The following is a 26,246-nucleotide window of genomic DNA, read 5'->3' as shown; positions in this document are numbered from 1 at the left end:
GCCTTAAAATGTTAAAATAATAATAGTTCTCTTTACAAGGAGGAATCGAAATGGTCGCATTCTATTGTAATGCCTGCTCTAGACCCGCCTATCTACAGGTCGAAGAGGTCTAGGTTAACTCCACAAATGGATGATCTCTTTAGGCCACAAATACAAAAGCCTAATTTACAGGAGTGATTTCACATGGAAAAACAAGCAATTCAACCGTTTTTAACGGTTGCAAACTATAATTTACTTGGTCAACAAATGAATAAAATTTTACAAACATTAGCTACTTCAAAAGATACAAATGTCATTCAAACTGTGCGTGGCCTTGTCGAAAAAGTGATTTCTGAAAATGTTGTCATGACAACTTCAGAAGCCCAACTGATTGAGCCCATTTATTCAGTAACAGAGCGTGCAGCAGGTGAATCGTATTTACAAGACCTGAAGTCATATGTCATCCCATTTAAGCCAATTACAGCAAGCACTATAAAAAGCTTGTTTAAAAAAGAAAAAAAGCTAAAGTTGCCAAATCTAGAACGATTAGATTTTCAGCAAATTTGTTACTTCGCCTGGGATGATCCTGGTACACATCGTAAATATGTCATTCTTGAGCAAGACGATAAGCTAAAAGCAATCAAAGGCACTTTTGCAAATAATACGGTGCGTGGAATATGTGCAATTTGTAATCGTCACGCTGATGTTGGACTATTTACAACTTCCATCAAAGGGAATGTCGTTGGCACTTATACGAACCATAGTAATTACATTTGTGCTGACAGCGATACGTGTAATCAACATGTAACAGATATGAATAAAACAATTACGTTTTTTGAGCGTATTACTTGATCATAAACAGCCTTCCCTACTTTAGGGAAGGCTGTATTTTGTATGTTGTTAATGCAATCTGGAAATTTTTCCCCACAAAAAAACCATCCTTAAAAGCAGTTGCCATTAACTTTAAAGGATAGTTTGCCTATATTTTATAAATCAAGCATGCGCTTATCGGTTGTTATAATGGAAGATGCGATAATAACGAAGCCAAGCATAAGAACAAAGATTAAATCGAGTAAACCTGTATGCATTGAAACGGTAAACACGGTAATTGTAAATGCGTAAGCGACAGTGTGGAAACTGCGAATACCATTTTGTTTTACTTTATTATAAATTAATGAAATTAAGACACCATATAATAAGAAACCGATCGCAACTAACAAATAGCCTCCATCTAAAAATAATTGACCTATAAATGTTGGGGTTGTTGTGCGCATTTTCCGTGTAACTTCTATACCTCGTTCGACCGTAATCGAGTTGACGACCTCGGTAACCTTCATGCGTGGTGAAATTTGCTCGCCAGGTAATATCGTACTAAATATACCTTTATGGATTTCACCTTTTAAATAACCTTCTTCTTCTGTGTATTCGATTATCGTACTTAAAACGATATGACTTGTGACAGCTTCAGCATTTAATGCACGAACCCATTTTGGAACTAAATTTACTTTTTGTTCAGCCGTTAGTAGTCTATCTCTTTCCTCAGTCGTTAATTCTACATCGGGTTTATCCCGATAATTGAATTCTTTTGACGTATCTTCTGTAAGGACACGTATAAATCCAAACAACGAGAATGCTACACCAATTACGACCAATGCGGTTAAAAACCATGTTAATTTCACTCTTTTTACAACATAGTGAAAAATAATGATGCCAGTAAATAACATAATGATAAGTGGCGTACGGTAGCCCATTAATAGAAATAAAAACATGACAACCGCAAAAATTGAACCATATACGATTGCTTTATTCCATGTCATCGTCTTCTCCAAAATCATTTTATAGGACAAGAGCAATAGCACACCAAACCATAGTAATTGGCTAAAGAAGTTTAACTTGGGGTCTAAATTACGACGGTTTGCTTCGTCCGTTATCCCTAAGTTACCACTAAAAATCATCATTAAATAGGAGCCTAACCCAAGCACTGTCAAGACAACTATAAAATGAATCACATATTTCCCTAAAAACGACAGTCCGAACGATGGAATTGTCCACTCAAGTTTATCAATTATCAATACACCTATGTAATAACAAATAACAGCTAATATTACTGCTGGCCATATAGATACATGTATACCGAAATGCTCAAATTTATGCCAATCAAATAAACTGATAAAAAAATATAACAGTAAAATAAATGGCAAAAAGAAATACGGAGAAAACATATCAATTTTATTTAATTTTCCAAAACTTTGTTTCAATTTGCTCATACATATCACACCTTATAGATGTTACTTCCCCTCCTCTTTGATTTTTGTAAAACAAAATCAGTATATCATATTTTTTGTAAATTTTATATATGGTTTCCAATTTATACGAGGGATTTAAACAATTTTACAGTTTAGTGCCTATTCATTACATACAAGGATTTAATAGCACTGTTGCATTAGTGGTAAAAACAATCTCTATAAGAGTAAAAAGATGTAAATGTATAAACAAAAAATTATTGTTTTAAAAAATAATTAACAAGCGATCCGATAATCAATATAATGATAAAAATTAGGAATCCTTTGAAAGTAAATCCTTTCACTATATTTCTTTCTGGAATCCAATTATTATCATCATTGCGTACATTGCGTTTTTTGTTTTCCATTACTACACCTCTCTTAAATAATATGTTTTCCTCTTATAAAAATAATACAATAGGATTAGAGGAAACATAAAATTAAATGTCTAATTATAAATAATATTAAAATAAGGAGAGAATTTGTTTTTATTAAAGGAGGAACTATCATATGAAATTACTTTTATCATTCATTTCAAGTTTAATTTTAGTAGTGTTTCTAGCTTTTAGTTCAAGTGCCTTTGCAGTTTCTCAAATTGACTCTTAATCTAGTGTACTAAAAGTTGAGTAATTTTCTAGATATCAAATATCCGATGATTTATTGATAGAACAGGCATTAGAAGGTCATTTAGTGAATAAATATATGGTTTCCAATTTAACAGAAAACGAAAAAGACAGCATAAGCCGTCTATTTCTCTTCTATCACTCTTAATAGTTTATAGAAATTAACATTTATATACTTTCTTTTGAGAACCCATCAAAATTCAAGAACCTATTAATTTTTCAGTTTATATCCATCCCCTTATAAATACATTATACTTAAGTGTTTATTAAATGGTATTATTGTATTAATATAGCAGGATTTTCAATAGGCATATTTAGACACCTAATAGGTAAGTGGCTATTTTAATACATACAAATAATTTTTTTAAAAAAGGATGGTTAAACATGGGCTTTTTTAGTTTAAAACAAGTATGTGGTGTATGTGAACAAGAAGTGGGTTTAAATCGGTTTCGAATAGCTAATAAAGAATGGGTGTGTGCTTCTTGTTATAAGGAAGCTAACCTAAAAAAATTAGGTCTTAGTAAAAAGTATATTTTTCATATGACCGTCGAAGATATAAGGAATGCAATCCATACACAAAAAGAAAATAAACAAGAATTAAAAGCATTTAATCCTACAAAAAGAGTTGGAAATTTTGTAGAGTTTGATGATAACAATAAAAAATGGCTTATTTTATCCACGATTTTAGGGAAACGTGATAAATCTATTGTGTATGACTATAGTGATATCATCAATTTTGAATTACTGGAAGATGGCGAGACTATAATTTCTGGAGGCTTAGGTCGTGCTCTTGTTGGAGGAGCTTTATTTGGAGATACTGGTGCAATCGTAGGTGCTGTAACCGGCAAAAAGAAAACAAAAGGTATTTGTAGCAGTTTAAAATTAAAAATTACTTTAAATAATATTTACAACCCAGTCGTTTATGTTCACTTCATTGAGACAGATATGAAAAAAAGTGGAGTGCTATATCAAAATGCATATAATGCAGCTCATGAATGTCTATCTATTTTAGAATTAATTTGTAGTCAACAACAACCTACCGTTGAAGCAATTAGGCATCAAGGGCAATCAACTTCTGCAGCAGATGAGATATTGAAGTATAAACAACTATTGGATATGGGGGCAATAACACAAGCAGAATTTGAAGAAAAGAAAATCGAACTTTTAAAAATTTAAAAAAAGCATCCAAATGAACACTTTTTCTTAACCATTAATTCAGAATATACATTCCTAATCAAAAGAAACGATATAGGTTTATACTAATTTTAGTAAAAAACAACTGCCCCTATTTAAAGAAGGATGGACATCTCTCGAAAAAAAAGGAAAAATTCAAAATTGAAAGTATTCTATGAGTACCGACATGGCGAAATGATAATAGAAACAAGGTTTTGCTGATGTAAATTTAACAGTACCTCTATTAATTGAAACCATCATCTGCATTTCATTAATAAGTTGTCCTTTATAGATATATCTCAAACATTGATATATCAACGTTTCCACACAAAAAAACACTCGTATTCAATACGAGTGTTTCGAGCATGCTATGACAACCATTTCGGTGGTGTGTTTTTTTCCCAGTATATATCACCAAGATTGTTATGAGCCATAAAGTTGTCTTCAGCGCTGTGGTAATGGAAGTTATAGTAATAGCCTTCTTGTGGACGCTTTTCAGTGCGTACGTGGAAGCGGATTAAATCATCTCCTGTTTCGTTATTAACGATATTGAAGATTTTCTCTCCGTAGTTACCACTTGGTTTTTCTGTAATTGTGAGATTTGCCAGTGATCTGTCTTCTACATTTGCAACGGTCATCGCAATTGCCTCTTCCATTTTTGGAAAGATAATGGAGTCAAATTCATTGCTAATTTTAGGACCAATTTTTGTCCCAAACTTCACATATGACTGCTCTTTCGCTGCATCGACAAGTAACGCACCATAGTCAATCGCATCTTGCTGTATTTCGGTCGCTTCTTCTGCTATTGCTTCTGGTTCAGCTGCTAGTGCAGTGCTTGTCCCAGGTGATGGACCAATGGAAGCACGATTTGATGGATTATGATCGAATGCATCCCAAATTTCATGTGTTGGCGTAATTAATCCAAATGTTAAAAACGCAACCATAATTACGATACTTTTTTGAACCCACTTTTTCATTAATTAACACCTTCTTTTTTATGTACAAATTGGTAATTCTACTTATAATATAATACGTTCCAACCAATAAAAGGTTTCATATTTCTATATTTCATTGTACAATAATTTATGTATAAATGTGTCGTTTTTTAAAAGGAGGTACAAAGTATGTCAATCGTAATGGGTATTGGACTTTTATTAATGTTAGGTTACTTAACTTCTTTATGCTTCACGGACTAATTCATATTTTTTTAAAAATCCGCGAACTTTATTAGGGCTCGCGGATTTTTCATTTTCTTATCGCCAATCTCCTTGCTTGTAATCCCAATTTTCAAAAAATTCATTCTCTACTATTACTTCCTCATAAATTGGCATTAACAATTGATGAACAAGTTTTTGAACTTTATCAAATGGTAACGTCTGTTGATTAACTAATTGTTGCCATCTCATGTTGTTAGTAGCGTCTAAATAAAGTTGTTTAGAGAACATTGATGGATATTTTTCTAGTGTTGTTTTATGTCGGTCAAATGTATCTGAAATAGCTTCTTGTAGAACACGACCTTCAAAATCCTGTGTACTTGCTAATAAATATACATCATAATATTCTTTCATTGCTTGTTCGAATGCTGGGTGTTGATATATTAAGTTAAATTTATGTGCAATCATAAGCTCTATTGGATAAGCTAATAACTCAATTGGTGAATAATCTAATATTGTCTGAACCGCTATCGTTTTTGGAGCCATTGCAATTCTATTAATAAGGTTAATCGTTATTTCTATGTATGTTGTTATGTGTCCTAATTGTGCAGGAATTCTAATATGAATTTGATCTTCATCACTAGTTGTAATTTCTAATTCATCGCTAACAAACTCAATACCATCCTCTGGTACATTTACTGAACAAACTTCTTTGAAAGCATGCTTGATGATGCTATCTTTGTTGGCCATTTTTTTGGCACACAATGTAATTCCTGTAGAAGATTTTTCATAATCATTTGTTAATGTACCGATTAAACGATCTCCATACAGCCAATACTGATCCTCGAAGGAAGAAGCCGCTAATCGAACTAATAATCTTTCCTGGGAATAGAGCGTTACAAATACCTCAAGGCTTTTCTGTTGTTGCTGAGCTACATCTGTTAATTGGTCCAATACAGGTATTGATACCTCATTTACTTGTTTCATATGCCACCCTCACTTCAATCATTTTTCAGAATTTTTCAATCAAAATAGCATATATTTGATTTTTTAAAAAACTCTGTACTTCATTATTACTTATTTTCCCACAATAGTAAACGGTAATATAATCCAGAGATTGTTTGTCGTTTTTTGTCGTTATTTAGGAAAATAAAACGAAAAATGCACCTAACTTTTCTAAAAAAGCAGGCGCCAAATGACAGATGTTTATTATTTTTGTTAATATTATCTAAAAAATTGGACAAGGGGTAGCTCCGCGTTTGCGAAGCTACCCCTTTAGTATTTAATAGGTAACATTTCTGTAAATTGTAAAGTCTCAACCCAATCATCTGGGGAATATTATTTCGAAACGTTTCGTTTCATCACCGCGGTAAAATTCCACTGTGTGCCCTCTAACTTAAGCAACGCAAACCCAACCTTCTTTTGCGTCCTTGCAGCCCCAAAGCATGCGCCAGTGTGAATAAGTATCCTAAAAAACAAAAAGCAGAATGCCAGATTACTGAATGTTGCTACCCAAAATAGCACGATTCTTATTATAGCATATAGTATTTAAAAAGTAAAACACTGTATCGCTTCTCAAACTTAGTCTACCCAACTTACATTTCAAAATAAATAGGATAATGATTTGCACAACGAGCATTAAAAGCCTTCTTGCATTGCGGACATGATGATGACTGCATATAGTCATGAATCGTCAATTCATGTTTACAATGTCCACAAAGTATTGCCCTTGTATGAAATTGTGCTTGCTGCCAGCGTTTTATGGCATGCTGGGCATGTTCCTCATGGCACTTATAGCACGGATAATAGCGCTCGCAACATGCAAACTTTATCGCGATAATATCTTTTTCTGTATGATAATGTATACATCTCGTTTCATCATCAATTACTGGACCGAAAATCTCCATTTTAAATTCCTCTCCATTTAATAATAATTAATACAAATACGAACAACACTGTTACAAGCATTGCTACCATATCTTTTATCTCATAATGTAATTCCATATAACTCGTACGATTTTTACCATCGCCATATCCTCTAGCATCTATGGCATCACTTAATTGATCTGCCCGTTGTATAGTTGTAAACAGCAGCGGTATAACAATTGGAATATACGCAAAAACACGCTTCATAAAAGGTAATGATTTAATGTCAAACCCTCTAGATTTTTGCGCTAATACAATTCGATTCAACTCCTCTAAAATAGTCGGAATGAATCGAATGGCAATAACAATCATTAATGAAAATTGTTCAATCGGAACACGGAGCTTCGATAACGGTTTTAGCAATCTTTCTAAACCTTTAGCTAAAATAAGTGGCTTCGTTGTAAGGGTTAATAATGAAGCTAATAAAACAAGGAGCAAAATACGCCAGACAAACCGTATGCCCGCTTCAATACCTTCAATTGTAAATGTAATGAATCCCATGGACAATATTACATGTCCTTTAGTAAAAAGCAGATGGTAAAGAAACGTAAAGGATAAGATAAAGAATAATGGCTTCATGCCTTTTAAAATCACAACAAAAGGAACTTTAGAAACAATTATTAGAGTAAACACAAATAAAGTGGCGACAACATAGCTCATCGCTGTATCTAATAATATGAAGCTTAACATCAGCATAAAAATACTGATAATTTTAATTCGAGGGTCTAATCGATGAAAAATGGACTGCTTGTCGACATACTGTCCAATGATAATAGAACTACGCATCGAGCTTCCCCCTAAACTGTAAATACGGCTTAACAGCGTTGAAGATGGTTTGCTCCTTACAGTTTGCTACTGCAATTTTCTCCCCAAGTAATTGTTCCACAACTTTTAATAGTTGAAGTTGTTCCGGCATTGTTTGTCCCGCTCTTGTTACTAGATGAGCCTGCTGTAAAAACAACTGATTGGTACTTAAGTGTGCTTGTATTTCTCCTTCTTGTAGAACAATGACTTCATCAGCGTACTCAGCAACATCTTGCATTTGATGGGTAACAAACAGAACGGTATGATTCGTTTCTAATTGCCATTTCTTCAAAAGGTCTAGTAACGTTGACTTACTAAGTGGGTCAAGTCCAGCCGTAGGTTCATCCAAAATAAGTAACTTTGGCTGCATTAATAATATAGAGGCAATCGCTATACGTCGCTTTTGTCCTCCACTCAATTGAAAAGGAGCAAGCGTCAAAATGGTTTCATCTAAACCTACTTGCGTAAGAATTGCTGAAATACTAGCTCGTATTTCTTTTTCAGATTGTCCCATTTGTTTTAATCCAAATGCTAGCTCTTTATAAACTGTCGTTTCAAAAAACTGGTGCTCTGGATATTGGAAGACATAGCCAATTTCATGTAATTTTTTTTTTTGCCCTTTTCTACTTAGCGTAATAAGGTTATTATGTAGTCTATATTCCCCTTTAAAATCTACTAATCCCTTAAGTAATTGAACAAAGGTTGACTTACCTGCTCCAGTTTTTCCAATGACCGCAATCCATTTACCATCTGATAAGGAACACGAAATATTTTTTAAAGCTTTTCGATTCTCATATTCAACTGTTACGTTTTTGAGCTCGTATCCCATAGTAAACGAATCGCTCCTTCCCAGTCCGCTGTTAATGACCATGCTTCATTTGCCAATTGATGAATTCTAACAGCAAAAGGCTCCACTAAGGAAAAATCTCTTACATTGATTGTTTTAAATAGAGTTTTCGGACGTCCATCGAAGCAAATTTGACCGTTATCAAGTAAAAGTACTCGATCTGTTTGCATTACTTCATCCATATGGTGTGTGATGTAGATAACCGTTAAACCCGATTGATGCAGTGATTGCATGAGGGCTAATACTTGTTCCCTCCCTATCGGATCTAACATCGACGTTGCCTCATCAAAAATAATGCATTGTGGACGCATTGCTAAAATTGCCGCAATCGCAACCCGTTGCTTTTGCCCACCGGATAATTCATGTGGCATGCAATCTAAATAGGTTCCCATGTCAACTGCTTTGCTAGCCCAGTGAACACGCTGATCCATTTCTTCCTTTGGTAAGCGAATATTTTCAAGCCCAAAAATGATTTCATCTCGAACGCTCGTTGTAATAAATTGATCTTCAGGATTTTGGAAAATAAATCCTATTCGTTGTCGAATTTCTTTTAAATCTAAAGCATTACTTGTCTCCAAATGATGAAAACGTACAATCCCGTTTTTCGGAAGCAATAAGCCATTCATTAATTTTGCAAGTGTTGATTTGCCACATCCATTTTTGCCGACAATTGATACAAATTCACCATCTTGAATGGTAAAATGAATATCTTTTAAAATCGGTGCATTCTTTTTATGATAAAAATCGACATGCTCAAATACTAGCATTTAACCACTTCCCTTTTGCTCAGCATACATCGCGAAAAAACGCTCTGGACTACTGGCAGAAATACTTTGCTGTGGGCTCGTCCATTTCGTAACCGTTGTACCATTTACCCCAAATATTTCTCCCGTTAGATCTGTATCTTGCTGTGCTAGTAATGTACCGATAAAGTGGGCAATATCCTCAGGAGTACCCACCTTCCAATAATCAGGAAACGGTTCATTGCGTTGGGCATATTTTTTCGATATAAAATCAATCACAGGCTTCGTCATATCCGTTAATGCAGCAGGCGAAATGGCATTTACACGAATATTAAATGGCTTCAACTCTTCCGCTAATGTCCAAGTCATCCCAAGAATGCCCGCTTTCGCCGCACTATAATTGAGTTGTCCTTTGGAGCCTAATAGTCCCGCAGTTGACGTCATCAATAAAATATCGCCTCCTCTTTCGAGTAAATGAGGCAGTACGCACGAAATACTGTAAAAAGCTCCATTTAAATGGACATTGATGACATCTTGCCATTGCTCCTTTGTCATTTGCATACATTTTTCATCTCGTAAATTGCCGGCATTATGAATGAAAACATCTATTTGGCCAAACTCTACCATCACAGCTTCAATCATCCTAGACACCGCTTCAACATCAGCAATATCTGCACAGTATCCAACTGCCCTATTTCCATCAGCACGGATTTGTTGGACGACTTCATTAATTAAATGCTGTTTCGTGCCATTTACAACGACACTGTATTGATTATTAGCCAGATGAATAGCCGTACTGCGACCAATCCCTCTTGTTGCCCCTGTAATAAGTGCGACCTTCTTCATTATCTCAACTCCTTCACATCAAAAAATCCTAAAGCGATTAAGTCGTTGTTGTTGGTCAATAAGGATACTTCTATCGTATTGTGCTTTTCAATAAATCGAAACGTAACTTCTTCATCTATTAGTAGTGGTTTCTGGAACCGCATATCATAGCGAACAACCCATTTTAACGGATGTTCTTTAATATACAAAGATTGAGCAAGCCCCATTAAATACATTCCGTGCACAATCGGGCGTTCGAAGCCCGCTTGCTTCGCTGCCTCAGCATGAATATGGATTGCTGCATCATCTTTCGATACTTGTGCATAATATTGGACCTGTTTTGCAGTAACTGTTTTTTTCATATGTCAGCACCTACGTGGATCAATACTGTTTTTAATTGCACAATTTCTGTCCCTTGTTCGAAACAGTTTAAAGTATAAGTATAAAAAGTCATTGGTCCTTGTTTTCCTTGTTTATGCTCTTTATGACTTAACGCTAATTCACAATGTAGTACCATTCCTTCTTGAATTGGCAAATGATAAAAAAATTGCTGCGACCCATGGAGAACTGGCTTTTGGTTAAGAATCGCTCGATCAAATAGTTGCCAAAATACAATTGGCATGGTCGCAGGGGCAATGAGCTTGCCATGAAGATATTGCAATGGTGATTCTATACTTTTAGCATAACGCTGTATCCACTCAGCAGTTACAGTTATTTTCTTAGTTAATCTCATCGAACTGCCTCCACAAGCGTTGCAAGCCCCATTCCACCACCAATCCCTAATGTTGCAAGCCCTCTTTTATAAGGTTGATATTTCATTTCGTAAAATAATCGCGTGATTAAAATAGCCCCTGATGCTCCATACGGATGACCAATGGCAATTGCGCCACCAGCTCGATTTACCTTATCCTCAGGAATTTGTAATGTTTGTATTGAAGCGAGTACCTGTGAAGCAAAGGCTTCATTAAATTCAACAATATCAATATCTTGTACGTTCAGTTGTTGCCTGTTCAATAGTTTTTGTACAGCTGGAACTGGACCGATCCCTAAATAATTTGGATCGACACCTGCAGCCTGTGTATCGACAATGCGAAGTATCGGCTGTAATTGTAATTGACGGCATTTTTCTAAAGACATGACTAATACCAGTGCTGCACCATCATTTAACGGGCATGCATTTCCTGCAGTGACAGTACCATTTTCTAAAAATACAGGTCTTAATGATTGAAGCTTGTCGAAACTTGTATTTTCTCTTGGACATTCATCTGTAGTTACCCATCCATCATTTATACGTAGAGGCACTATTTCATCGGCAAAACGATTCGATTTCCTTGCTTGAATCGCTTTTTGATGGCTTTTGTATGCATAATGATCTTGTGCTTGTCTTGAAATCAAAAATTTCATCGCTACATTTTCAGCTGCAATACCCATGTCAGGATCGCCATAACGCTGTGGGGTAAACGGCGCACGTGAATAAACTTGGGGCATAGCCATTAATGTACGCGGCTTTTTCATTTTCCAAGGCGCTCGACTTGTACTTTCTACCCCACCAGCTAAATAAACTTCTCCTGCTCCACTTTGAACAAATCTGGCAGCCATATTAATTGCTTCTAGCCCTGAGCCACATTGACGATCAATGGTAACCCCTGGAATTGAAAAAGGTAAATCTGCTTCTAAAGCAGCCAGTCTAGCCAAATTCCCTCCTGGCCCAACAACATTTCCTAAAATAACATCATCAATACAATCGCATGGCAATGCCGTTTCTTTTAATATTTCTCTTATTAATGGGGCTACAAGATGCTCTGGTTCTAATGTGGCAAGCTGACCACCCATTTTGCCAATCGCTGTTCGTTTTGCCATCACGATTACTGCGTCTCTCATGACAATTCCTCCATTAACCAATCTTTCATGGCTTTACGTGCTATTTTTCCGCTACTTGTAAAGATGAACTTCTGCACAGTCATTAATTGTTTCGGTAGCTTATAACTTGCTAAAAACTGAGCGCCAAATTGCTGAATTTCCCCTAGTGAAAGCGTTCGATCATCTTGCCATTTAATACAGGCAACAAGCCGTTCCCCCCAGTAATCATCTGGCACACCTACTATTATCATGTCATCAATTGCACCATGTCGTTTTAGCACCGTTTCCACTTCCTCTGGATACACATTTAAGCCACCCGTAATCAGCATGTTTTTGGCACGACCAATTAAATGCAATGCACCCGAGTCATCTTGCATCATATAGTCTCCTGTTTTTAACCAGCCTTCATGAAATACTGCATTGGTTTCTTCAGGTAATTGAAAATAACGAGTAAACATCATTTCACTACGAACATAGAGTAATCCAACTTCGCCATTTGCCACTTCACGTTGTGCGTTATCTCGAATGGAAATCTCTACACCACGAAAAGGTTTTCCAACTATATGTTCTTGCATCGTTTGGTGCACATCTAAATAACTAATATAACTCGCTTCAGACGAGCCATAAAATTCAAATAATTTTGTTGTGCCAAAGAGCTTTTTCGCACTTGCTTTCGATTGTTCTGACCATTTAGCTCCGGAAGAAATGATTGCTTGTGCATTCATTTCTTCCAAAGTTTCTAACCTAAGTAATTTTTCGATCATTGTTGGCACAAGAAATAAAATCATATTAGGCACTTCCCAGCAATACTTAACTACCTTTTTCTCCTCAAAAGCGGTCATAATATAAAACGTCCCACCAAAATATAAGCTTTGCATTAGCGCAAATAATGACAGTGACTGCACGAATGGACCTGGTGCTAGGAAATGTTCTAAAGTATTTAACTGGAATGCTTCTTTTGTCGCAATAAAACTTTTCAGCCAAGAATTGTGTGTTCGTTCGTAACCCTTTGGCATGCCAGTTGTACCTGAGGTAAAGCCGATAAATAACGGGTCTTTCGCTTTATTAACTGTAGCTTCTTCTGTTAAAGTAGAAAACCATTCATCGTAAGAAGCTAATTGCTTGTCCGAAAATACATACGTGTCCATTTGTTCGAAAATATGCAAACTTTCTACATGTATGCACTCAAGAAAAATCATCCTCGGCTGGGCTTGGTTCAGAACCAATTCAATTTCATGTAAACTCCACTTTGGATCAAGTAAAATCGGCACACAACCTGCATACATAATCCCTAAAAAAACTTCCACAAATTCAATTCGATTGCTAGATAATATCGCAATTTTTTCTTGCTCAAGTCCACTACATTGAATGCCCTTCGCAATTTTTTTCATAGCACTTACTAATTGTTCGTATGTATAAGACCGTTCCTCATGAATTAGCGCAATTCCCGTTGGCTGACGAACTGCATGTTCGATAATGGGTTCGATGATGTTCATTTCTTCACACACCTTTAAAAATATCTTATTCTACTTCACTATTTAGCTTTTGTTCTATTGGACTAACTGACCTTACTTGCAAGACAATAATTGCCGCGATAATTGCCTTTATACAATCACCTGGTAAAAACACTAACGCTCCTACTAAACCAGCCCAAATAGACGTTTGTGTAATCAATGCCATCACTGGTGCTCCAATTAAACTAACTAGTAATACACCAAATACAAAATTAATAATCAATAATTTCCAAGTTTTAATAGAAGACCATATTTTTTCAGTTACATAGCCAATTAGAAATGCTGCAATCGGCCAGCTAAGAATATATCCTGCTGATGGACCAACTAATACCGAAAAGCCACCTCGTCCACCAGATAATAAAGGTAAACCTAAAGCCACTAAAACAATAAACAGTACGAGACTAATTGCCCCAGTTTTCTTTCCTAAAAAACCTCCTGCTAACATTACACCTAGAGTTTGAGCTGTTATCGGTACAGGAATAAAGCCCACTGAAATTGGAGGAATCAATCCTAGTGCCGCTATTAATGCTGCAAAAAGTGCCGCATATACCATTTCTTTAGTTGTCATATAAAAAACCTCACCTTATGAAAAAATTTATGCAAAAAACCGGTTTCTTTGTATGTGAATTATAATAGCGCTAAAATCCATTTGTGTAAACTTATTTTTCGTATATAGTTAACTCAAATATTATTATAATATTTTCAAGTGATTGTTTTTCTATTGTAAAGTTGTGATTTTTGACAAAAAAAAGAACAGACATTAAGATCAGTCTGTTCCTGAAAGTATAACTTAAGTGGATTATGGACTTATTGCTTCAAAATAACGCCATAATGAAATTTTGAAGTTAAACGTGTCAATCTTGAAAAATGATATTTTTCAAACCATGAAGACCGAAAGTGAGCCTTTAAAACGACTCGCTTTTTTGCAACTCGTACCGCTTCTGTTACCCATTCATCGGTTAATGTTATATGTGCTCCAGCAGTTCGAAGTGCTTGAAAATTATTCGATTCCTCTATAATTTCATCGAACATCGGATCCATATAGACGACGTCAAATGCATTGTCGGGCTGTAATTTTAAATATGCTATAGCTTCTGCCTGCACAACTTCAATTTGTCGCATACATGCAGTTAAAGGAAGCTCCGATGTATCATATGTGTCCATTCCGTGTGCCACAATAAACGCCACATTAGGATCTGCCTCTAGCCCAACCACTCGCCCAGATTCCCCAACAATGAAAGCAGCTAACATCGCATCTGCACCTAAGCCTAGCGTGCAATCCAATACCTTATCATTTTTTTTCAACTGTACGGCCTCTAAAAATGGTTCAATTTCTCCGCGCGCCACTCGCTTTAAACGAAATGACGCTGAATTTGGATGAAAGAAAAACGGGTCTTCTGCGCCAATTGCATAATATTCATAACGATTTTTTCCTGCAACTATAACATTTGCCTGCATTTCCTCCGAAATTTTACGAATGGAACGCTTATTACGAGCCACAAACGGGACATGTAACGTGTCACACACAAAATCAGCGAGCACCATCGACAAGTCGTCTGGTCTGCCCGCTGTAGTCACAATCGTTTTTATTTCTCGCATGTTTGCTCTAAAACGCCTGTTAAATGCGCTGTAATTTGCTCCACTGGAAAACCTTCAATTTGTTCACGTGGAATAAAATAAGCCAATTCCCCATCTTTTAAAATAGCCATTGATGGTGAGCTTGCTGGCACATCCTCAAAGAAACCACGCATAGCAGCAGTAGCTTCAGGATCTTGCCCTGCAAATACTGTTACAAGATTATCAGGTTTTACCGTAGCTACCGCTTCACGTGCTGCTGGACGAGCCAACCCAGCCGCACATCCACATACTGAGTTGATAACAACTAAAGAAGTTCCCTTTGCCTCCGCCATAAATTCATTTACAGCATCAGCCGTTGTCAATTCACTAAATCCAGCCTCCACCAACTCTTCACGCATTGGCTTCACTACTTGTTTCATATATTCGTCGTAAGCATTCATGCTTTTACCCTCTTTCATATGTAATCACAAAGCCCATTATAGCAAGGTTTCTTACACTTGTATAATGTTTCGATTTCACCGATATTCACCTGCATTCAGATTTTTGGTTGCTTTTTTGTTGCTTTGGTTGCTTTTTTTAGGTGTGAAAATATGACTGTATCGAGTAATATTCATGCTTATGTATTTATATTTATTCAAATCAAAACATATTAGAAGTGTAGACGTTTAATAATAATATATATTTGATTTAGTAAAAAATAGTGGTATCTGTTTTAACCCTATACCTCCACTTTTCGTGTACACTGGGGAACAAAAAAATATAAAATTAAATAACACTGATCAGCTGCAAAATATAAAAAATCACTCATGATATTTGAATGAGTTACTTTTTTTTCGCCCTAAAATTAATTCTTCTAGTTGCTATTTCAATGGTTGCTGCGAGTACATCAAAATCTACCAACGATTTGCAATAGACGTCCCAGGAGGAATTTAATTTATGCTTTGAAACCGTATATTATCATGGTTTATATCTTGTGAATATTTGTGTAACGAAATTAAAAAGTGTAATTGTCTAAATTAACTTATCTATTAGACAACCTATAATGAAGTGGTCGTATTTGTTTAATACTTGCAGTCACTTAACTTTCTTCATTCAAACAAACTTCTATAAATTCATATAAATTTTTTGCTTCAATTGAACGATTGCCATAATCATGGTAAAAATATAGCACTTGTCCAAATATTCCAGCCTCAGTTGGATCGGTGTCAAGACAAAGATAATCTCCTCCTCCATTTTCAGCAATTGGAATCCACTTTTTATTCCAAAGAAATGGTTTAACCTCAGCACCATAATAAATATCCGGCATTTTGTCATCAGGATCAAATTCTTCCTGCAGAAACTCCCAATTTTTAATAATTTCCGAAATTGGAGAGAGTGTTAAATTTCTAACAAAAGGCTCTACTCCTAAATCCCAAACTTGTCCATTATAAACACTATAAAAACTTTTCATTTCTTCTGGGAGATAAACTCCTATAGTGCTTTCAATTAGTTGGAACTCTTCAACTGTTGCACTTGGTTGAAGGTTTAGTGCTTCTTTAAAATTAATCTCTTGATTTGAGCCTCTTTCAATTATACGTTCCCAAAGTAATTCAGCTTGTTTTATCATGCTCAAACTCCTTCTGTTAATCGATTTGAATTTCTATTTATCTCTCTACTTTAATAATACCTTATACCAACTTCAGTTGGCTAAATATTTCCATTTATTATTCTAACTAATTATTTAGCGTTGGTTCACCTTGTACTATTTATTGTGGATGGCTATTACGTTCGTTCAACCAAAATAAGATATCAAAAAACCCCACTCATTTTTGAGCAGGGCTAAAATTTATTACTTTATTTTACGTCTTTGCTGAATCGTAATATACAATCCGATTAACTGATCCGTAGTCGTCACGCCATTTTGTATATCTTTCAAATATGAAGCTTGAATTAACGTTATATATATTTTTTATACTTTCTAAATCCTTTTGAACTAACGTGCTTAATTCCTGAACATTAGTACTACATAATAGTTAATTATTCGCTATTTATGATTTAAACTTTCTATAAACTTTTCAGATTCCTTAGCTATTTGCTCATAGTCAATACTATGAACATAGTGCGATGAATCTAACTCAATTAATTTACCATTATTAATCATACTTATGAAGTTTTTTTGAATTCCATTCCATGTTTTATTATCAAAACCAGTTCCCTCACCATTCGATGTAAACAAAAGTATCGGAATGTTTGGTATTCCAACTTTTTTAACAGTTTGTGCATTTGGTTTTATATTATTTATTTCGTTAATCATATCTTTAGTTAACGTTCTTCGATAAAAAATTGCTTTATACAACTTTTTATCTTTATCTGATAAATTACCATATTTTATTGCGTCACTTTGCGATAAATTCGGAATCCATCTGGTTAAACCAGTGTTTGCAGCTAAAGCACCTAATTGAACGAGGAACATATTGATATCTAACTCTTCATATGTAGCTGGAACAGCCATATCTAATCCAATAATAGCTTTTATCTCATCAGGGTAGTCTTGCGCCCATTTCAAGGCTTCAATACCAGACATAGAATGTGGAAATAAAATATATGGTCCTTCAACACCAGATTTAATAAGAGCTTCTTTTGTTTCAGCTAGAATTGTATCAATGTCTCGATCAATATCTGTGATTTCGCTAAATCCATATCCTGCCTTTTCAACAACAACGATTTTATATTTACCACTTAGCAAGGAATACAGTGATTTAAAATCTAATGCAGGTGAGCTCGTGCCACCACCAGACATAAAAACAAGAGTATCTTCTCCTTTTCCTTCTGTATAAACGTGCATTTGATGACCATTAACTTCTACAAGTTGCCCAATCGGAACAAATAGTTCTTCTTCTTTGGACAACTGTATTTTATGATTTATAAAACTCACAGAAAGAATCAACACAAAAAACGAAATAATTACTACAAATATTATAAACATAATACGTTTAATCCTCATTTCATGTTCGACACCCATATTCTTAATTCTGTTAACAATTTTCCATTAACTTATTCTACATAAGATTATTTTACACAAGTCATATTTCTGACGAAATCCCATTATAAAGTATACTTTAAATACCTAAATATACCAACATAGTTTTATAATTGAAAAACTTGAGCCCCCAAAAATGAAGCTGCGCTTTACTGTTTATTTAGTTGTTCGTCGTTGATGTATTGTAATGCATAATCCAATTAAGCGATCCGTAGTCATCACACCACTTTGTAAATCCTTTAAGTGTGAAGCTTGAATAATACCATCCTTCACAGCCTGTGCTATGAAGTTTTCTGTTTCAGTTTCCATAGCGGGTGAACCCGGATTCCAATTTGTATTAACCACTGTAATCTCCTCCTTCTTGTCTTCCACAATTAATTGGACTTTCAATTTACTGTTGCTTGGTACGATTACTTGTCCTTCTAATTTGTATCCTCTTGGTATCTTCCGATTGCGTTTCACTTCAAAATGCGGACGATCGATTCTGCGTGTCCAATCACCACCCCACGTAATCCCTAACTTACGAGCGATAGCCCCGACTTTTGTTAATGTATCAACATCATATAAGGGTTTAGGGGGAGCTACGGCAATGTCCCAAGCTAATCGTGAAGTGTGATTGCTTGTGAGTGTCCACGTTACAATTTTCCCTGGTCTTGTTCTACCTTGTGCATATAGATAATTTTGGTGTGCTTGCGATCGGTAAGTTTCCGTGACAAGGATATTATCAATACCTGACTTATAGCACTGCTGAAACAGCAATCTGCTGGCTGTTTGCGCCACTGGTAGTAATTCGGCTAAATCTCTGCATGTTGAAGTTACACTAGTCATATTATCCACCAACCTTTTTGGACGCTTTCAATAAATCAAATGTGCCTGAAGCTGTTAGCCCTGCAACAAAACCTGCAATTAACATGACATATATGGGATACTCCGATAACGGCCAACAAACTAGACCAACAAAAATACCAATCACAACGGAAGTGATTGGCATGTATTGTGTATTAATTTTGAATGATTTTTTCAGTACCTCTGAAACTGCTAAAACGATTGCGACCATTATCGCTGCAAGTGTAAAAATGTTCGTTAAATCCATTATTCGTCTTCCTTTTCTGTGTTTTTATTTTTGAGCGTATGCTTTTCAATTCGATCCACACGACCTTCCAAAGCATTCAGCGACCGATTTATTCCATCTAGTGCAATTGCGGTTCTTTCTTGCGATTCATTAGATCGTTCTAAGTGATCCATTAATTTGTTTTCACGTTCTTCTGCTCGGTTCATCAACTTATCGTTTTTACTAATTAAATAACGAAACGCGCCAAGCGCAATCATTAAACATGCTATTGCCCATACGGCTTGGCTTGAAGCAATTTCATTTACTGCAGCTACATCCATACCAATACCACCACCTTTATTTAAATAATATAAAAACGCTGAAAAACTTTGTGATACATAACAGTAACTTGATACTGTTGCATAACTCGATTGTTTTTCAGCGCATACTATTATGCATTCATCAATCTAAATGATACTAGCTTTCATCAAGGTTCAAATACTTTCCAAACCATATCATCTTCTTCAACAGATCCATACGATAAAAGTTCTACTATTCTACCACTTGGATAACCTTCATAAAATGATAAAAAATTAGTAACTTCATCAGCAAGGAAATATTTTTCCCTAATAAACGCTAGAAAGAACTTCGTTGCCTCTGAATTAAACTGATTAGTGAATACTAATATTTTTTCAACATCATTGATAAAATGTTTTTCTGAAACATTCGATCCTTTATACTTCATTTCTACAATTGCTATTATTTCCTCTACACAATTACCTAAATAATCATTTTTTGCTTTATCTACATCTATTTTCACTACTACTAAATCAATTTTTTGATTCGTTTCAATATAATATTCTGTAAAAATCGCTAAGTTGTTGTCTTTTATGAATGTATCACCTAATCGATTTCGAATATGATGATACATTGCATTTTTCAATGTATCTTCTTTCAATAAAAAATGATGATTGTAATCACTTTTTATATCATAACGCCAAACATCCATAATTGTTTGGTGTACTTTTGTATATATAGACTTCACTAACTAATCCTCCTAATAACATATATAGTTATTATTTAATAATTAGTCAGGTTAGTCAGTAATAACTTTTTGATTATTTATTCCGCTACCGCAACCTGAAAAGCATGTTTAAAAATTAACATTCCGTCATTTAACTAAAGACTTTTGTAAGTTGTGTAGTAGTCGAGCTGACCAAATTGTTGGAATAAAGTTTTTAATCGTCATATCGATATTTCCTCCTTATCTGTAAACGGTTATAGTAAATTGTTTTTCACGATTTCATCCCAATTCGCATTGATTTCATCCGTTGTCATGTTCAGTACAGCTTCTTTCGTCAATGTTGTTGAGCCCCCTCCTTTTTGTGGTGGTGTGGCGTTCCACCATCTTTAAAGCGTTTATCCACTTCTGCCTGAACCGCTTCGTTAAATTCCGCTTCAAATACACCTAAATTAGCTGTTGTCTTTTCAGCATCTTCACCGACAAAGAACGCTACTAACTTACTTGGTAAACGCTTTTCAGTTGAAATAGATAACGCCTGATTAATTAACTTTTCACGTGCAGCTTCTTTTTGTGATTGCTCAAATTGCGCCTTTAACTCACGTAATTGTTTCGCTTCCTCCGTTTCAAGTATCGTTGTAGCCCCTTGTCCGTTTACGCCATTTCCTTGTGGTGGATGATTCTCTAAATGATTTCCTTCATCACCATCTGCAAACATTTGAATAGCTAAAGGTAAAAAGATTTTTAAATAAAATGGATTGTTTTTCATCATATCCTCTTTGCCCAATTTAGTTATTCGATGGAATCCCTAAACTGTTCGATAGTGTATTTTCCCGTTCTTTATAGCGTCTGCGAGAGGAAAGACAAAATAAAAAGCCACTCACAATGAATGGCTTCTGTAGATTTGTAATTATGAGAGCTAATCAAAAGAGTATGTTTAGAAAAAGATTATCCTAAAAATGTTCTAATAAATAGAAGGTGAAACCCTTTTTGACTATAGTGCCCTTTAACTGAAGAACAATTACTTTGAAAAGACGGTAATTGTACAGTTTTTCACCATATGTTTCCTTTTATTGGTATACTCACTTTCGAAAGCATTAGTGTCTGAATTAAAATAACTACACCCTTGTTGAATTTCCCTGTTTTTTTCTCTCTGAATGTATACATATTTTTCTTCTGGTTCATCTTTAAAAATAACATGGACTCTTGTTCTTTTTATTCCTGCATCTTTCTTCATTGAATAGAATGCTTTAACTTCTAACAATTCATCGGAACTATATCCTAGCTTAAGAAGGTGATTTTTTGTTGCATTTTCCATTAATAAGGAGCGAACAGGATTTCCATTAAATACATCATAAACGAGAAAAGGCGCTCCTATAATTACTCCGATTAATAATGAAAGAAATAAACGTTTAGTTACTTTCAGAATTACGCCCCCATTTTTCAACAGTCTGGCCCTTTTGTTGAACACAATTTAAACAACAATTCAAAATCAATTCAATTTTAATATAAATAACCAAAAAATAAAATATCCACCATACAAAAAACTAACGAGGTGATTTTTATCAAGCTTCATTTTGAAAACTTATTTTTGAAAAATTAATTAGATATGCTCATATAAACTACACCCACCTTTCACTGTTAAATTTCTTTTTCCACTCTCCATAGCTTAAGAATGGTACTGTTACACTTGCCGGCTTAACTTCTTTGTAGGATTTATTAAACGCCTGTTTATACGTTAACCCCATATCTTCCATGTATGCTTCAATACGGGCGGCAAGTTTCTTTTGGTACGTATCATCCATGTAGTCTTTACCGCGTCTGTATTCAGGTAATTTACCATTTACCAAGTAAATCGAATGACATCGACACTGAATATCCATGGATGCAACGCCCCATAGCCTTGGCGCTTTTGATTTCCACTTTCCATAGTGAAAATAGCCGTCTTTATCAGCCTTCTGTCCATCTAGCTTTCTATGTGATTTCCGTACTCTCGTATCAAGGGCGGACATCCAAACCTTTGTTAGCTGAACGGTTTTACTAGCCTGTTCTTCTACAGCTAAATCTGCTTGCGATCGTACTCGGCCACCTTCTGTACGAGCAACAAGGATGGCTTTCTTCTTGGTCCACCCCATAGCGTTCTCAATCCTGTTCGCCATTTCAGTATAGCTTTCGCCGGCTTGAAGACTTTGCGCTATCTCGATGTTTAACCGTCTGATTATGTCGTTCCTGTGAGCTTCAAATATCTTTGGTAGCGTCAGAAATTCCACTAGATTGTCGATTGCTGCTTGAATCACTTCAAAAGATGGTATTTGAAAGCCCATTTCTTCGCCTGTAGATTGTTCTAACAGGTAAGCCATCATTAAGTATCTCTCAATGTAAAGTCGTTCCTCTGACGCTCTTATTAGCTTAATAATCGCTTTGTAATCCGCATTAAGCTCTTGAGCAATTAGCTTCATTTCCTGAGTAAAACGATTGTATTTATTGACGTCCGTCCAAGTCGCTTCACCCTTCTGACCAAACTTACGATGCATCTGCAGCATTTGGTCGAGGATAGCTTTTAAACGCTTGTTAAAGATCACTTCAATGTCTTTTTCAGCCTTCTTCTCTAGTTCATCTAACACTTTATTAATCTCTTGCTGATTCATTGTTTATCAACTTCTTAAGGATCGTCATCCAAGTCCTCTAGGTCTTTTCCATACACCTTAGCGTCCTTCTCCATCTCTTTTAGCTCATATGAAATTAACTTTTCAAGTAATAGAGGCGTAACACCTTTTTCATCGATGTATTGAATATATTCGTTCACTCTACTACCTCCTTATCGATTTTTCCCTTTTAAAATTGCTTTTTGATAATGTGTGTAGATACCATAACGAATCATGTCTAGTACGTCATTCCGTAATCTAATTGGTTCACCAGTTGTACCATTCCATACATATTGATATATTTCATCTTTGAATCTTTTTACTTTATCTTCAACAATAAAAAGCCGCCCTATTTTAAACATTTTGGCGACTTCTTCAATCCCAGATATTACATTCTTTTTGGCATTGAATGCTCTTAAGCCTTCACGTCAAAAACGTTTTAAGTGCTCAGGTCGTGCCGAATCACAATAAAAATTAATATTACCATAGCGTTTGCTAATATCCTTCGCAACTTCTACCCAGTAGTCAATTTCTTCATATTGTTTAGCATGTTCTTCACATAAATAAACGTTCCTTTTTTCATCTTCTGCAAATACACCCATCGCCCCAAAGTGATCGTATCCCCAGTCTACCGCAGCAAAGTATTTAACGATGTTGAGTTTATTGAACTCTTCACTGGAAATATAATGACGATCTTCATTAAAGTCTTTGTAGACAATGCCCTCGGCTGCTACCCATAAACCATAAATGTCGCGATCAGTAAACATGCCTGAAGGTGTAGAAGCAATAATGGACTCTTCGTATTCAGGATCAAGAAAGATATTGTCAAACAAAGTAAAATGAAATGCTCTGATATTTAAACGGCCGTTATCTAACATCTGAACATCTTTATCAATGTAATCCGTTTTAATACTATGTGCTGGATTCTCAGTATTGGTATCAATTAATATACGAGCCCCTTGATATGAGCATCGTGAAATAACTTCTTTGACGAATAAATCATGAAGTGCTGTTCCTTCATAAGTAGAGCTCCTGTCAAGGTAAAACCGCGCACTTTTTTCCACGTATCAGAATTAGCTCCATCAAAACAATATATCTTGTTGCCAAAAACAGAAACTGCATTTGATTTATTAAGCTTTAACTCTTTACCTAGAATGACTTCCATATCATTTAATATGTTACGTCTAATACTTGCTTGCGTAGCTCCACCTATAATAAAAGACAATCCTTGCCCCTCATATTTAGCAATATGCATTAAAAAAAGCAGAATAAACACGAACGTTTTCCCTGCACGTTTTGCACCACTGGCGAGTAGTATTTTAGGATTTTCTAGAATAAATGAATCCATGACCTCTTTTTGACTTGGAGTAAGTTCAGTCATTATTCATAACCTGCTATCTTACGCAACATCTTAGCAATTTCACTTTCCTGTGTTGTAGTGTCTCCAGACTGGATTTTATCGATTTCAAGTTTCGTCTTATCAAGATTCAACTGCATTTGCTCTAACTTCAATCGTCGTTCATCATCCATATCTGCCATCTCCACAAACTGACGAATAGAAGAACGCAACTCCCCGATTGCCCTTGATTGAGCATTGAGTAGTTGCGCCTGACGCTCCCATGCAAATTGAAAGTTGTATTCCGTTTCGTGAGAAGGATTTTTACCCCCTTGCACCTTCTATCGTTTGGGCTCTTTTATGATTTCGTTTTTTGATTCAACATGCATAATACGTTGAGCTCGAATGATCGCAGCATACTGGATTTGTATTTGATCCCAGTTTAGGTCGGCTGGAGAACGTTCGTTCATTGCCTCCATGATTTCGAATGTTTCTTCTGGTAGGAACTTTTGAAAGAAGCCATGTTTTAGTGCATTTGTGTTTCGTTTCGGAGGTGAAGCGTTTGCATTGCCTTTATTTCCTTTTGCATTGTTGTTTCCTATTGGTGCACCGCGGTTTCTACTTTCTGTCTCTATCTCGTTGTCGGTTGCATCCTCACTAAAAATAGTTGCAACCTTAGCTGTTTTGGTTGCATCCCTCAACCATTTCTCACGACTCATACGGCTCTTTAATGTACCAAGTTTTATTTCATAGTAAGTTTGACTGAATTATGGAAAGTGGACGAAGTTCACATGATAACCACTCCTTATTCCGATTTTTAGGCCTTTATATTAATTAAGATACCTAATCTTTTTTAATATATGGGCCGGCCATGTATGTCTTGCCTCGAACCAATTTATGAGGCGCAGGTCGGTCGTGGGTCTATCTTTCCCTAATATTTAGTATTTCATAAATACCAAATGAGGAAACATTTACCGCACCGAACCTTCCCCCGAGTTTACAATACAAATTTTCAAACACAAACTATCGTACATGTTTTACATTGGTTCTTTTTGTTACATCTGTTCCATTTGTTCCATTTGTTCATTTTGTTCCACAATTGCGTTCATTTCTTAAAGATCATATATTGAAATAAACAGATTTAATCTTCAAAAATTCGCTTTCCCTGTAGAACGTTTACAACAAAAGAATATTTATTACATTGTAGGTGGTAGGTATATATTTAAGAAAGTTAGAACACTCAAATTCCCTATATCTACAATTAAATGAGATAAAATAACAAAACGTAAACTTTTGGTTTTTAGATATGTAATTGACCACACGATACCTGCTACTGATAAATAGATATACAAATGATAAGACTTATTTGCATAAGAAAATACTCCCCACAATAATGGATGGCTAATAACAAACAGTATAGTTGTATATAGTATCGCAAACCATTTAGGGAATTTAGTTAATAAGCCATCGAATAGGACACCTCGCCAATAGTATTCCTCAAACCAAGGATTAATTAGTGCAAATAGGAGCCAATAGAAAATCAACCAAATTGAATTAAACATATGATAATTCATTATAAGAATTGTTAATGGAAACATACCGAATAGCATTGTTATTGTTACCCAAAAAGGAGCCTTCTTTGACTTTTGAAACCAATCACCTAAATTTTTGTTGCCTTTAAAAGTCCAAATAGAAAGACCAAGCAAACTCCAATATACTATCGCTAGTGGAATCCAAGCCCATTCACCAATAAAATGGGTAAAAGTTGTTGCTGTTAAAAAGCCTAATAATATAATGAAAAAAGGTGAAGTGAACAAACACCAAAATTTCATATTTTGATTATGTACCCTCATATAATAATTACCT

The 26,246-nt window shown here is 35.3% G+C and carries 31 protein-coding genes and 1 pseudogene; 2 read left to right on the top strand and 30 right to left on the bottom strand.

All coding sequences use genetic code 11. From position 1 onward, the window contains the following. Window positions 1-183: 183 nt before the first annotated feature. Entirely contained in the window at window positions 184-831 is a 648-nt protein-coding gene (locus ACIQXJ_RS06555; RefSeq protein WP_403051132.1) for a FusB/FusC family EF-G-binding protein, read from the top strand. Between the two features lie 134 nt (window positions 832-965). On the opposite strand, the gene ACIQXJ_RS06550 is transcribed toward ACIQXJ_RS06555, so the two are convergent. Continuing rightward, window positions 966-2,246, bottom strand: a complete 1,281-nt coding sequence (locus ACIQXJ_RS06550) for an oligosaccharide repeat unit polymerase (RefSeq protein ID WP_403051129.1) — start codon at window positions 2,244-2,246, stop codon at window positions 966-968. Window positions 2,247-2,479: 233 nt separating this feature from the next. Beyond that, a complete protein-coding gene (locus tag ACIQXJ_RS06545; protein ID WP_172771670.1) occupies window positions 2,480-2,629 on the bottom strand; it encodes a hypothetical protein in 150 nt (49 codons plus the stop codon). Window positions 2,630-3,268: 639 nt separating this feature from the next. Between ACIQXJ_RS06545 and ACIQXJ_RS06540 the strand changes: the two genes are divergently transcribed. Continuing rightward, window positions 3,269-4,060, top strand: coding sequence for an SHOCT domain-containing protein (locus ACIQXJ_RS06540; protein ID WP_403051126.1), 792 nt, complete (start codon window positions 3,269-3,271; stop codon window positions 4,058-4,060). 365 nt (window positions 4,061-4,425) lie between these two features. Here the strand turns inward: ACIQXJ_RS06540 and ACIQXJ_RS06535 are convergent, their stop codons facing one another. From ACIQXJ_RS06535 to ACIQXJ_RS06400, 28 genes and pseudogenes are all read right to left on the bottom strand, one after another. Continuing rightward, window positions 4,426-5,034: a YpjP family protein gene (locus ACIQXJ_RS06535; RefSeq protein ID WP_403051123.1), complete on the bottom strand. Its 609-nt coding sequence runs from the start codon at window positions 5,032-5,034 to the stop codon at window positions 4,426-4,428. 276 nt (window positions 5,035-5,310) lie between these two features. Beyond that, on the bottom strand, window positions 5,311-6,198 hold the full coding sequence (locus tag ACIQXJ_RS06530; RefSeq protein WP_403051120.1) for a nucleotidyl transferase AbiEii/AbiGii toxin family protein: 888 nt from the start codon (window positions 6,196-6,198) through the stop codon (window positions 5,311-5,313). 608 nt (window positions 6,199-6,806) lie between these two features. Continuing rightward, window positions 6,807-7,118, bottom strand: coding sequence for a CHY zinc finger protein (locus ACIQXJ_RS06525; RefSeq protein WP_403051117.1), 312 nt, complete (start codon window positions 7,116-7,118; stop codon window positions 6,807-6,809). Between the two features lies 1 nt (window position 7,119). Further along, window positions 7,120-7,923 (bottom strand): energy-coupling factor transporter transmembrane component T family protein, encoded by an 804-nt coding sequence (locus ACIQXJ_RS06520; protein WP_403051114.1) that lies wholly within the window; start codon window positions 7,921-7,923, stop codon window positions 7,120-7,122. Next, window positions 7,916-8,770: an ATP-binding cassette domain-containing protein gene (locus tag ACIQXJ_RS06515; RefSeq protein ID WP_403051111.1), complete on the bottom strand. Its 855-nt coding sequence runs from the start codon at window positions 8,768-8,770 to the stop codon at window positions 7,916-7,918. Before ACIQXJ_RS06515 ends, ACIQXJ_RS06520 begins: the two co-directional genes overlap by 8 nt. Further along, on the bottom strand, window positions 8,746-9,555 hold the full coding sequence (locus tag ACIQXJ_RS06510) for an ATP-binding cassette domain-containing protein (RefSeq protein WP_403051108.1): 810 nt from the start codon (window positions 9,553-9,555) through the stop codon (window positions 8,746-8,748). The genes ACIQXJ_RS06515 and ACIQXJ_RS06510 overlap by 25 nt, the downstream gene beginning before the upstream one ends. Further along, entirely contained in the window at window positions 9,556-10,377 is an 822-nt protein-coding gene (locus ACIQXJ_RS06505; RefSeq protein WP_403051105.1) for an SDR family NAD(P)-dependent oxidoreductase, read from the bottom strand. Beyond that, a complete protein-coding gene (locus ACIQXJ_RS06500) occupies window positions 10,377-10,718 on the bottom strand; it encodes a MaoC family dehydratase (protein ID WP_403051102.1) in 342 nt (113 codons plus the stop codon). Before ACIQXJ_RS06500 ends, ACIQXJ_RS06505 begins: the two co-directional genes overlap by 1 nt. After that, the gene (locus tag ACIQXJ_RS06495) at window positions 10,715-11,089 is read right to left on the bottom strand and encodes an FAS1-like dehydratase domain-containing protein (protein WP_403051099.1); all 375 of its coding nucleotides are present in this window, start codon (window positions 11,087-11,089) and stop codon (window positions 10,715-10,717) included. Before ACIQXJ_RS06495 ends, ACIQXJ_RS06500 begins: the two co-directional genes overlap by 4 nt. Further along, window positions 11,086-12,237 (bottom strand): thiolase family protein, encoded by a 1,152-nt coding sequence (locus ACIQXJ_RS06490; RefSeq protein ID WP_403051096.1) that lies wholly within the window; start codon window positions 12,235-12,237, stop codon window positions 11,086-11,088. Before ACIQXJ_RS06490 ends, ACIQXJ_RS06495 begins: the two co-directional genes overlap by 4 nt. Beyond that, window positions 12,234-13,712 (bottom strand): AMP-binding protein, encoded by a 1,479-nt coding sequence (locus ACIQXJ_RS06485; protein ID WP_403051093.1) that lies wholly within the window; start codon window positions 13,710-13,712, stop codon window positions 12,234-12,236. Before ACIQXJ_RS06485 ends, ACIQXJ_RS06490 begins: the two co-directional genes overlap by 4 nt. A gap of 25 nt (window positions 13,713-13,737) precedes the next feature. After that, window positions 13,738-14,298 (bottom strand): biotin transporter BioY, encoded by a 561-nt coding sequence (locus ACIQXJ_RS06480; RefSeq protein ID WP_403051090.1) that lies wholly within the window; start codon window positions 14,296-14,298, stop codon window positions 13,738-13,740. A 239-nt stretch (window positions 14,299-14,537) separates the two neighbouring features. Continuing rightward, a complete protein-coding gene (locus ACIQXJ_RS06475; protein ID WP_403051087.1) occupies window positions 14,538-15,329 on the bottom strand; it encodes a class I SAM-dependent methyltransferase in 792 nt (263 codons plus the stop codon). After that, the gene (locus ACIQXJ_RS06470) at window positions 15,317-15,748 is read right to left on the bottom strand and encodes a BrxA/BrxB family bacilliredoxin (protein WP_401011989.1); all 432 of its coding nucleotides are present in this window, start codon (window positions 15,746-15,748) and stop codon (window positions 15,317-15,319) included. The genes ACIQXJ_RS06475 and ACIQXJ_RS06470 overlap by 13 nt, the downstream gene beginning before the upstream one ends. 638 nt (window positions 15,749-16,386) lie before the next feature. Further along, window positions 16,387-16,914, bottom strand: a complete 528-nt coding sequence (locus tag ACIQXJ_RS06465; protein ID WP_403051084.1) for an SMI1/KNR4 family protein — start codon at window positions 16,912-16,914, stop codon at window positions 16,387-16,389. A 417-nt stretch (window positions 16,915-17,331) separates the two neighbouring features. Beyond that, complete coding sequence (locus ACIQXJ_RS06460; protein WP_403051081.1) at window positions 17,332-18,291, bottom strand: alpha/beta fold hydrolase; 960 nt, start codon at window positions 18,289-18,291, stop codon at window positions 17,332-17,334. Between the two features lie 192 nt (window positions 18,292-18,483). After that, entirely contained in the window at window positions 18,484-19,155 is a 672-nt protein-coding gene (locus tag ACIQXJ_RS06455) for a M15 family metallopeptidase (RefSeq protein WP_403051078.1), read from the bottom strand. Between the two features lies 1 nt (window position 19,156). Further along, on the bottom strand, window positions 19,157-19,420 hold the full coding sequence (locus ACIQXJ_RS06450; RefSeq protein ID WP_403051075.1) for a hypothetical protein: 264 nt from the start codon (window positions 19,418-19,420) through the stop codon (window positions 19,157-19,159). After that, window positions 19,420-19,719, bottom strand: coding sequence for a hypothetical protein (locus tag ACIQXJ_RS06445; protein ID WP_403051072.1), 300 nt, complete (start codon window positions 19,717-19,719; stop codon window positions 19,420-19,422). The genes ACIQXJ_RS06450 and ACIQXJ_RS06445 overlap by 1 nt, the downstream gene beginning before the upstream one ends. Window positions 19,720-19,865: 146 nt before the next feature. Continuing rightward, window positions 19,866-20,423: a hypothetical protein gene (locus ACIQXJ_RS06440; protein ID WP_403051069.1), complete on the bottom strand. Its 558-nt coding sequence runs from the start codon at window positions 20,421-20,423 to the stop codon at window positions 19,866-19,868. A gap of 313 nt (window positions 20,424-20,736) precedes the next feature. After that, window positions 20,737-21,171 (bottom strand): DUF4355 domain-containing protein, encoded by a 435-nt coding sequence (locus ACIQXJ_RS06435; RefSeq protein WP_403051066.1) that lies wholly within the window; start codon window positions 21,169-21,171, stop codon window positions 20,737-20,739. A gap of 249 nt (window positions 21,172-21,420) precedes the next feature. After that, window positions 21,421-21,846, bottom strand: coding sequence for a DUF3139 domain-containing protein (locus tag ACIQXJ_RS06430; RefSeq protein ID WP_403051063.1), 426 nt, complete (start codon window positions 21,844-21,846; stop codon window positions 21,421-21,423). A gap of 175 nt (window positions 21,847-22,021) precedes the next feature. Next, window positions 22,022-23,047 (bottom strand): phage head morphogenesis protein, encoded by a 1,026-nt coding sequence (locus tag ACIQXJ_RS06425; RefSeq protein ID WP_403051060.1) that lies wholly within the window; start codon window positions 23,045-23,047, stop codon window positions 22,022-22,024. A gap of 14 nt (window positions 23,048-23,061) precedes the next feature. Further along, on the bottom strand, window positions 23,062-23,205 hold the full coding sequence (locus ACIQXJ_RS06420) for a hypothetical protein (protein WP_403051057.1): 144 nt from the start codon (window positions 23,203-23,205) through the stop codon (window positions 23,062-23,064). A 12-nt stretch (window positions 23,206-23,217) separates the two neighbouring features. After that, window positions 23,218-24,425: pseudogene (locus ACIQXJ_RS06415) on the bottom strand (PBSX family phage terminase large subunit). Continuing rightward, a complete protein-coding gene (locus tag ACIQXJ_RS06410; RefSeq protein ID WP_403051054.1) occupies window positions 24,425-24,718 on the bottom strand; it encodes a hypothetical protein in 294 nt (97 codons plus the stop codon). Before ACIQXJ_RS06410 ends, ACIQXJ_RS06415 begins: the two are co-directional and overlap by 1 nt. 3 nt (window positions 24,719-24,721) lie before the next feature. Then, window positions 24,722-25,099, bottom strand: coding sequence for a hypothetical protein (locus ACIQXJ_RS06405; protein WP_403051051.1), 378 nt, complete (start codon window positions 25,097-25,099; stop codon window positions 24,722-24,724). 477 nt (window positions 25,100-25,576) lie between these two features. Further along, window positions 25,577-26,233 carry a CPBP family intramembrane glutamic endopeptidase gene (locus tag ACIQXJ_RS06400; RefSeq protein WP_403051048.1) on the bottom strand — a complete coding sequence of 219 codons (657 nt, stop codon included), beginning with the start codon at window positions 26,231-26,233 and terminating at the stop codon, window positions 25,577-25,579. Window positions 26,234-26,246: the final 13 nt, after the last annotated feature.

Source organism: Lysinibacillus sp. NPDC097868 (assembly GCF_044761135.1).
In the GTDB taxonomy this organism is placed as follows: domain Bacteria; phylum Bacillota; class Bacilli; order Bacillales_A; family Planococcaceae; genus Lysinibacillus.
This window is presented reverse-complemented; position numbering and strand designations above follow the sequence as displayed.

Excerpts from the sequence above, each read along its gene's own strand:
- ACIQXJ_RS06555 (WP_403051132.1), top strand. The coding sequence starts at position 184 with ATGGAAAAACAAGCAATTCAACCGTTTTTAACGGTTGCAAACTATAAT.
- ACIQXJ_RS06550 (WP_403051129.1), bottom strand. The coding sequence starts at position 2,246 with ATGAGCAAATTGAAACAAAGTTTTGGAAAATTAAATAAAATTGATATG.
- ACIQXJ_RS06545 (WP_172771670.1), bottom strand. The coding sequence starts at position 2,629 with ATGGAAAACAAAAAACGCAATGTACGCAATGATGATAATAATTGGATT.
- ACIQXJ_RS06540 (WP_403051126.1), top strand. The coding sequence starts at position 3,269 with ATGGGCTTTTTTAGTTTAAAACAAGTATGTGGTGTATGTGAACAAGAA.
- ACIQXJ_RS06535 (WP_403051123.1), bottom strand. The coding sequence starts at position 5,034 with ATGAAAAAGTGGGTTCAAAAAAGTATCGTAATTATGGTTGCGTTTTTA.
- ACIQXJ_RS06530 (WP_403051120.1), bottom strand. The coding sequence starts at position 6,198 with ATGAAACAAGTAAATGAGGTATCAATACCTGTATTGGACCAATTAACA.
- ACIQXJ_RS06525 (WP_403051117.1), bottom strand. The coding sequence starts at position 7,118 with ATGGAGATTTTCGGTCCAGTAATTGATGATGAAACGAGATGTATACAT.
- ACIQXJ_RS06520 (WP_403051114.1), bottom strand. The coding sequence starts at position 7,923 with ATGCGTAGTTCTATTATCATTGGACAGTATGTCGACAAGCAGTCCATT.
- ACIQXJ_RS06515 (WP_403051111.1), bottom strand. The coding sequence starts at position 8,770 with ATGGGATACGAGCTCAAAAACGTAACAGTTGAATATGAGAATCGAAAA.
- ACIQXJ_RS06510 (WP_403051108.1), bottom strand. The coding sequence starts at position 9,555 with ATGCTAGTATTTGAGCATGTCGATTTTTATCATAAAAAGAATGCACCG.
- ACIQXJ_RS06505 (WP_403051105.1), bottom strand. The coding sequence starts at position 10,377 with ATGAAGAAGGTCGCACTTATTACAGGGGCAACAAGAGGGATTGGTCGC.
- ACIQXJ_RS06500 (WP_403051102.1), bottom strand. The coding sequence starts at position 10,718 with ATGAAAAAAACAGTTACTGCAAAACAGGTCCAATATTATGCACAAGTA.
- ACIQXJ_RS06495 (WP_403051099.1), bottom strand. The coding sequence starts at position 11,089 with ATGAGATTAACTAAGAAAATAACTGTAACTGCTGAGTGGATACAGCGT.
- ACIQXJ_RS06490 (WP_403051096.1), bottom strand. The coding sequence starts at position 12,237 with ATGAGAGACGCAGTAATCGTGATGGCAAAACGAACAGCGATTGGCAAA.
- ACIQXJ_RS06485 (WP_403051093.1), bottom strand. The coding sequence starts at position 13,712 with ATGAACATCATCGAACCCATTATCGAACATGCAGTTCGTCAGCCAACG.
- ACIQXJ_RS06480 (WP_403051090.1), bottom strand. The coding sequence starts at position 14,298 with ATGACAACTAAAGAAATGGTATATGCGGCACTTTTTGCAGCATTAATA.
- ACIQXJ_RS06475 (WP_403051087.1), bottom strand. The coding sequence starts at position 15,329 with ATGCGAGAAATAAAAACGATTGTGACTACAGCGGGCAGACCAGACGAC.
- ACIQXJ_RS06470 (WP_401011989.1), bottom strand. The coding sequence starts at position 15,748 with ATGAATGCTTACGACGAATATATGAAACAAGTAGTGAAGCCAATGCGT.
- ACIQXJ_RS06465 (WP_403051084.1), bottom strand. The coding sequence starts at position 16,914 with ATGATAAAACAAGCTGAATTACTTTGGGAACGTATAATTGAAAGAGGC.
- ACIQXJ_RS06460 (WP_403051081.1), bottom strand. The coding sequence starts at position 18,291 with ATGAGGATTAAACGTATTATGTTTATAATATTTGTAGTAATTATTTCG.
- ACIQXJ_RS06455 (WP_403051078.1), bottom strand. The coding sequence starts at position 19,155 with ATGACTAGTGTAACTTCAACATGCAGAGATTTAGCCGAATTACTACCA.
- ACIQXJ_RS06450 (WP_403051075.1), bottom strand. The coding sequence starts at position 19,420 with ATGGATTTAACGAACATTTTTACACTTGCAGCGATAATGGTCGCAATC.
- ACIQXJ_RS06445 (WP_403051072.1), bottom strand. The coding sequence starts at position 19,719 with ATGGATGTAGCTGCAGTAAATGAAATTGCTTCAAGCCAAGCCGTATGG.
- ACIQXJ_RS06435 (WP_403051066.1), bottom strand. The coding sequence starts at position 21,171 with ATGATGAAAAACAATCCATTTTATTTAAAAATCTTTTTACCTTTAGCT.
- ACIQXJ_RS06425 (WP_403051060.1), bottom strand. The coding sequence starts at position 23,047 with ATGAATCAGCAAGAGATTAATAAAGTGTTAGATGAACTAGAGAAGAAG.
- ACIQXJ_RS06405 (WP_403051051.1), bottom strand. The coding sequence starts at position 25,099 with ATGAGTCGTGAGAAATGGTTGAGGGATGCAACCAAAACAGCTAAGGTT.
- ACIQXJ_RS06400 (WP_403051048.1), bottom strand. The coding sequence starts at position 26,233 with ATGAGGGTACATAATCAAAATATGAAATTTTGGTGTTTGTTCACTTCA.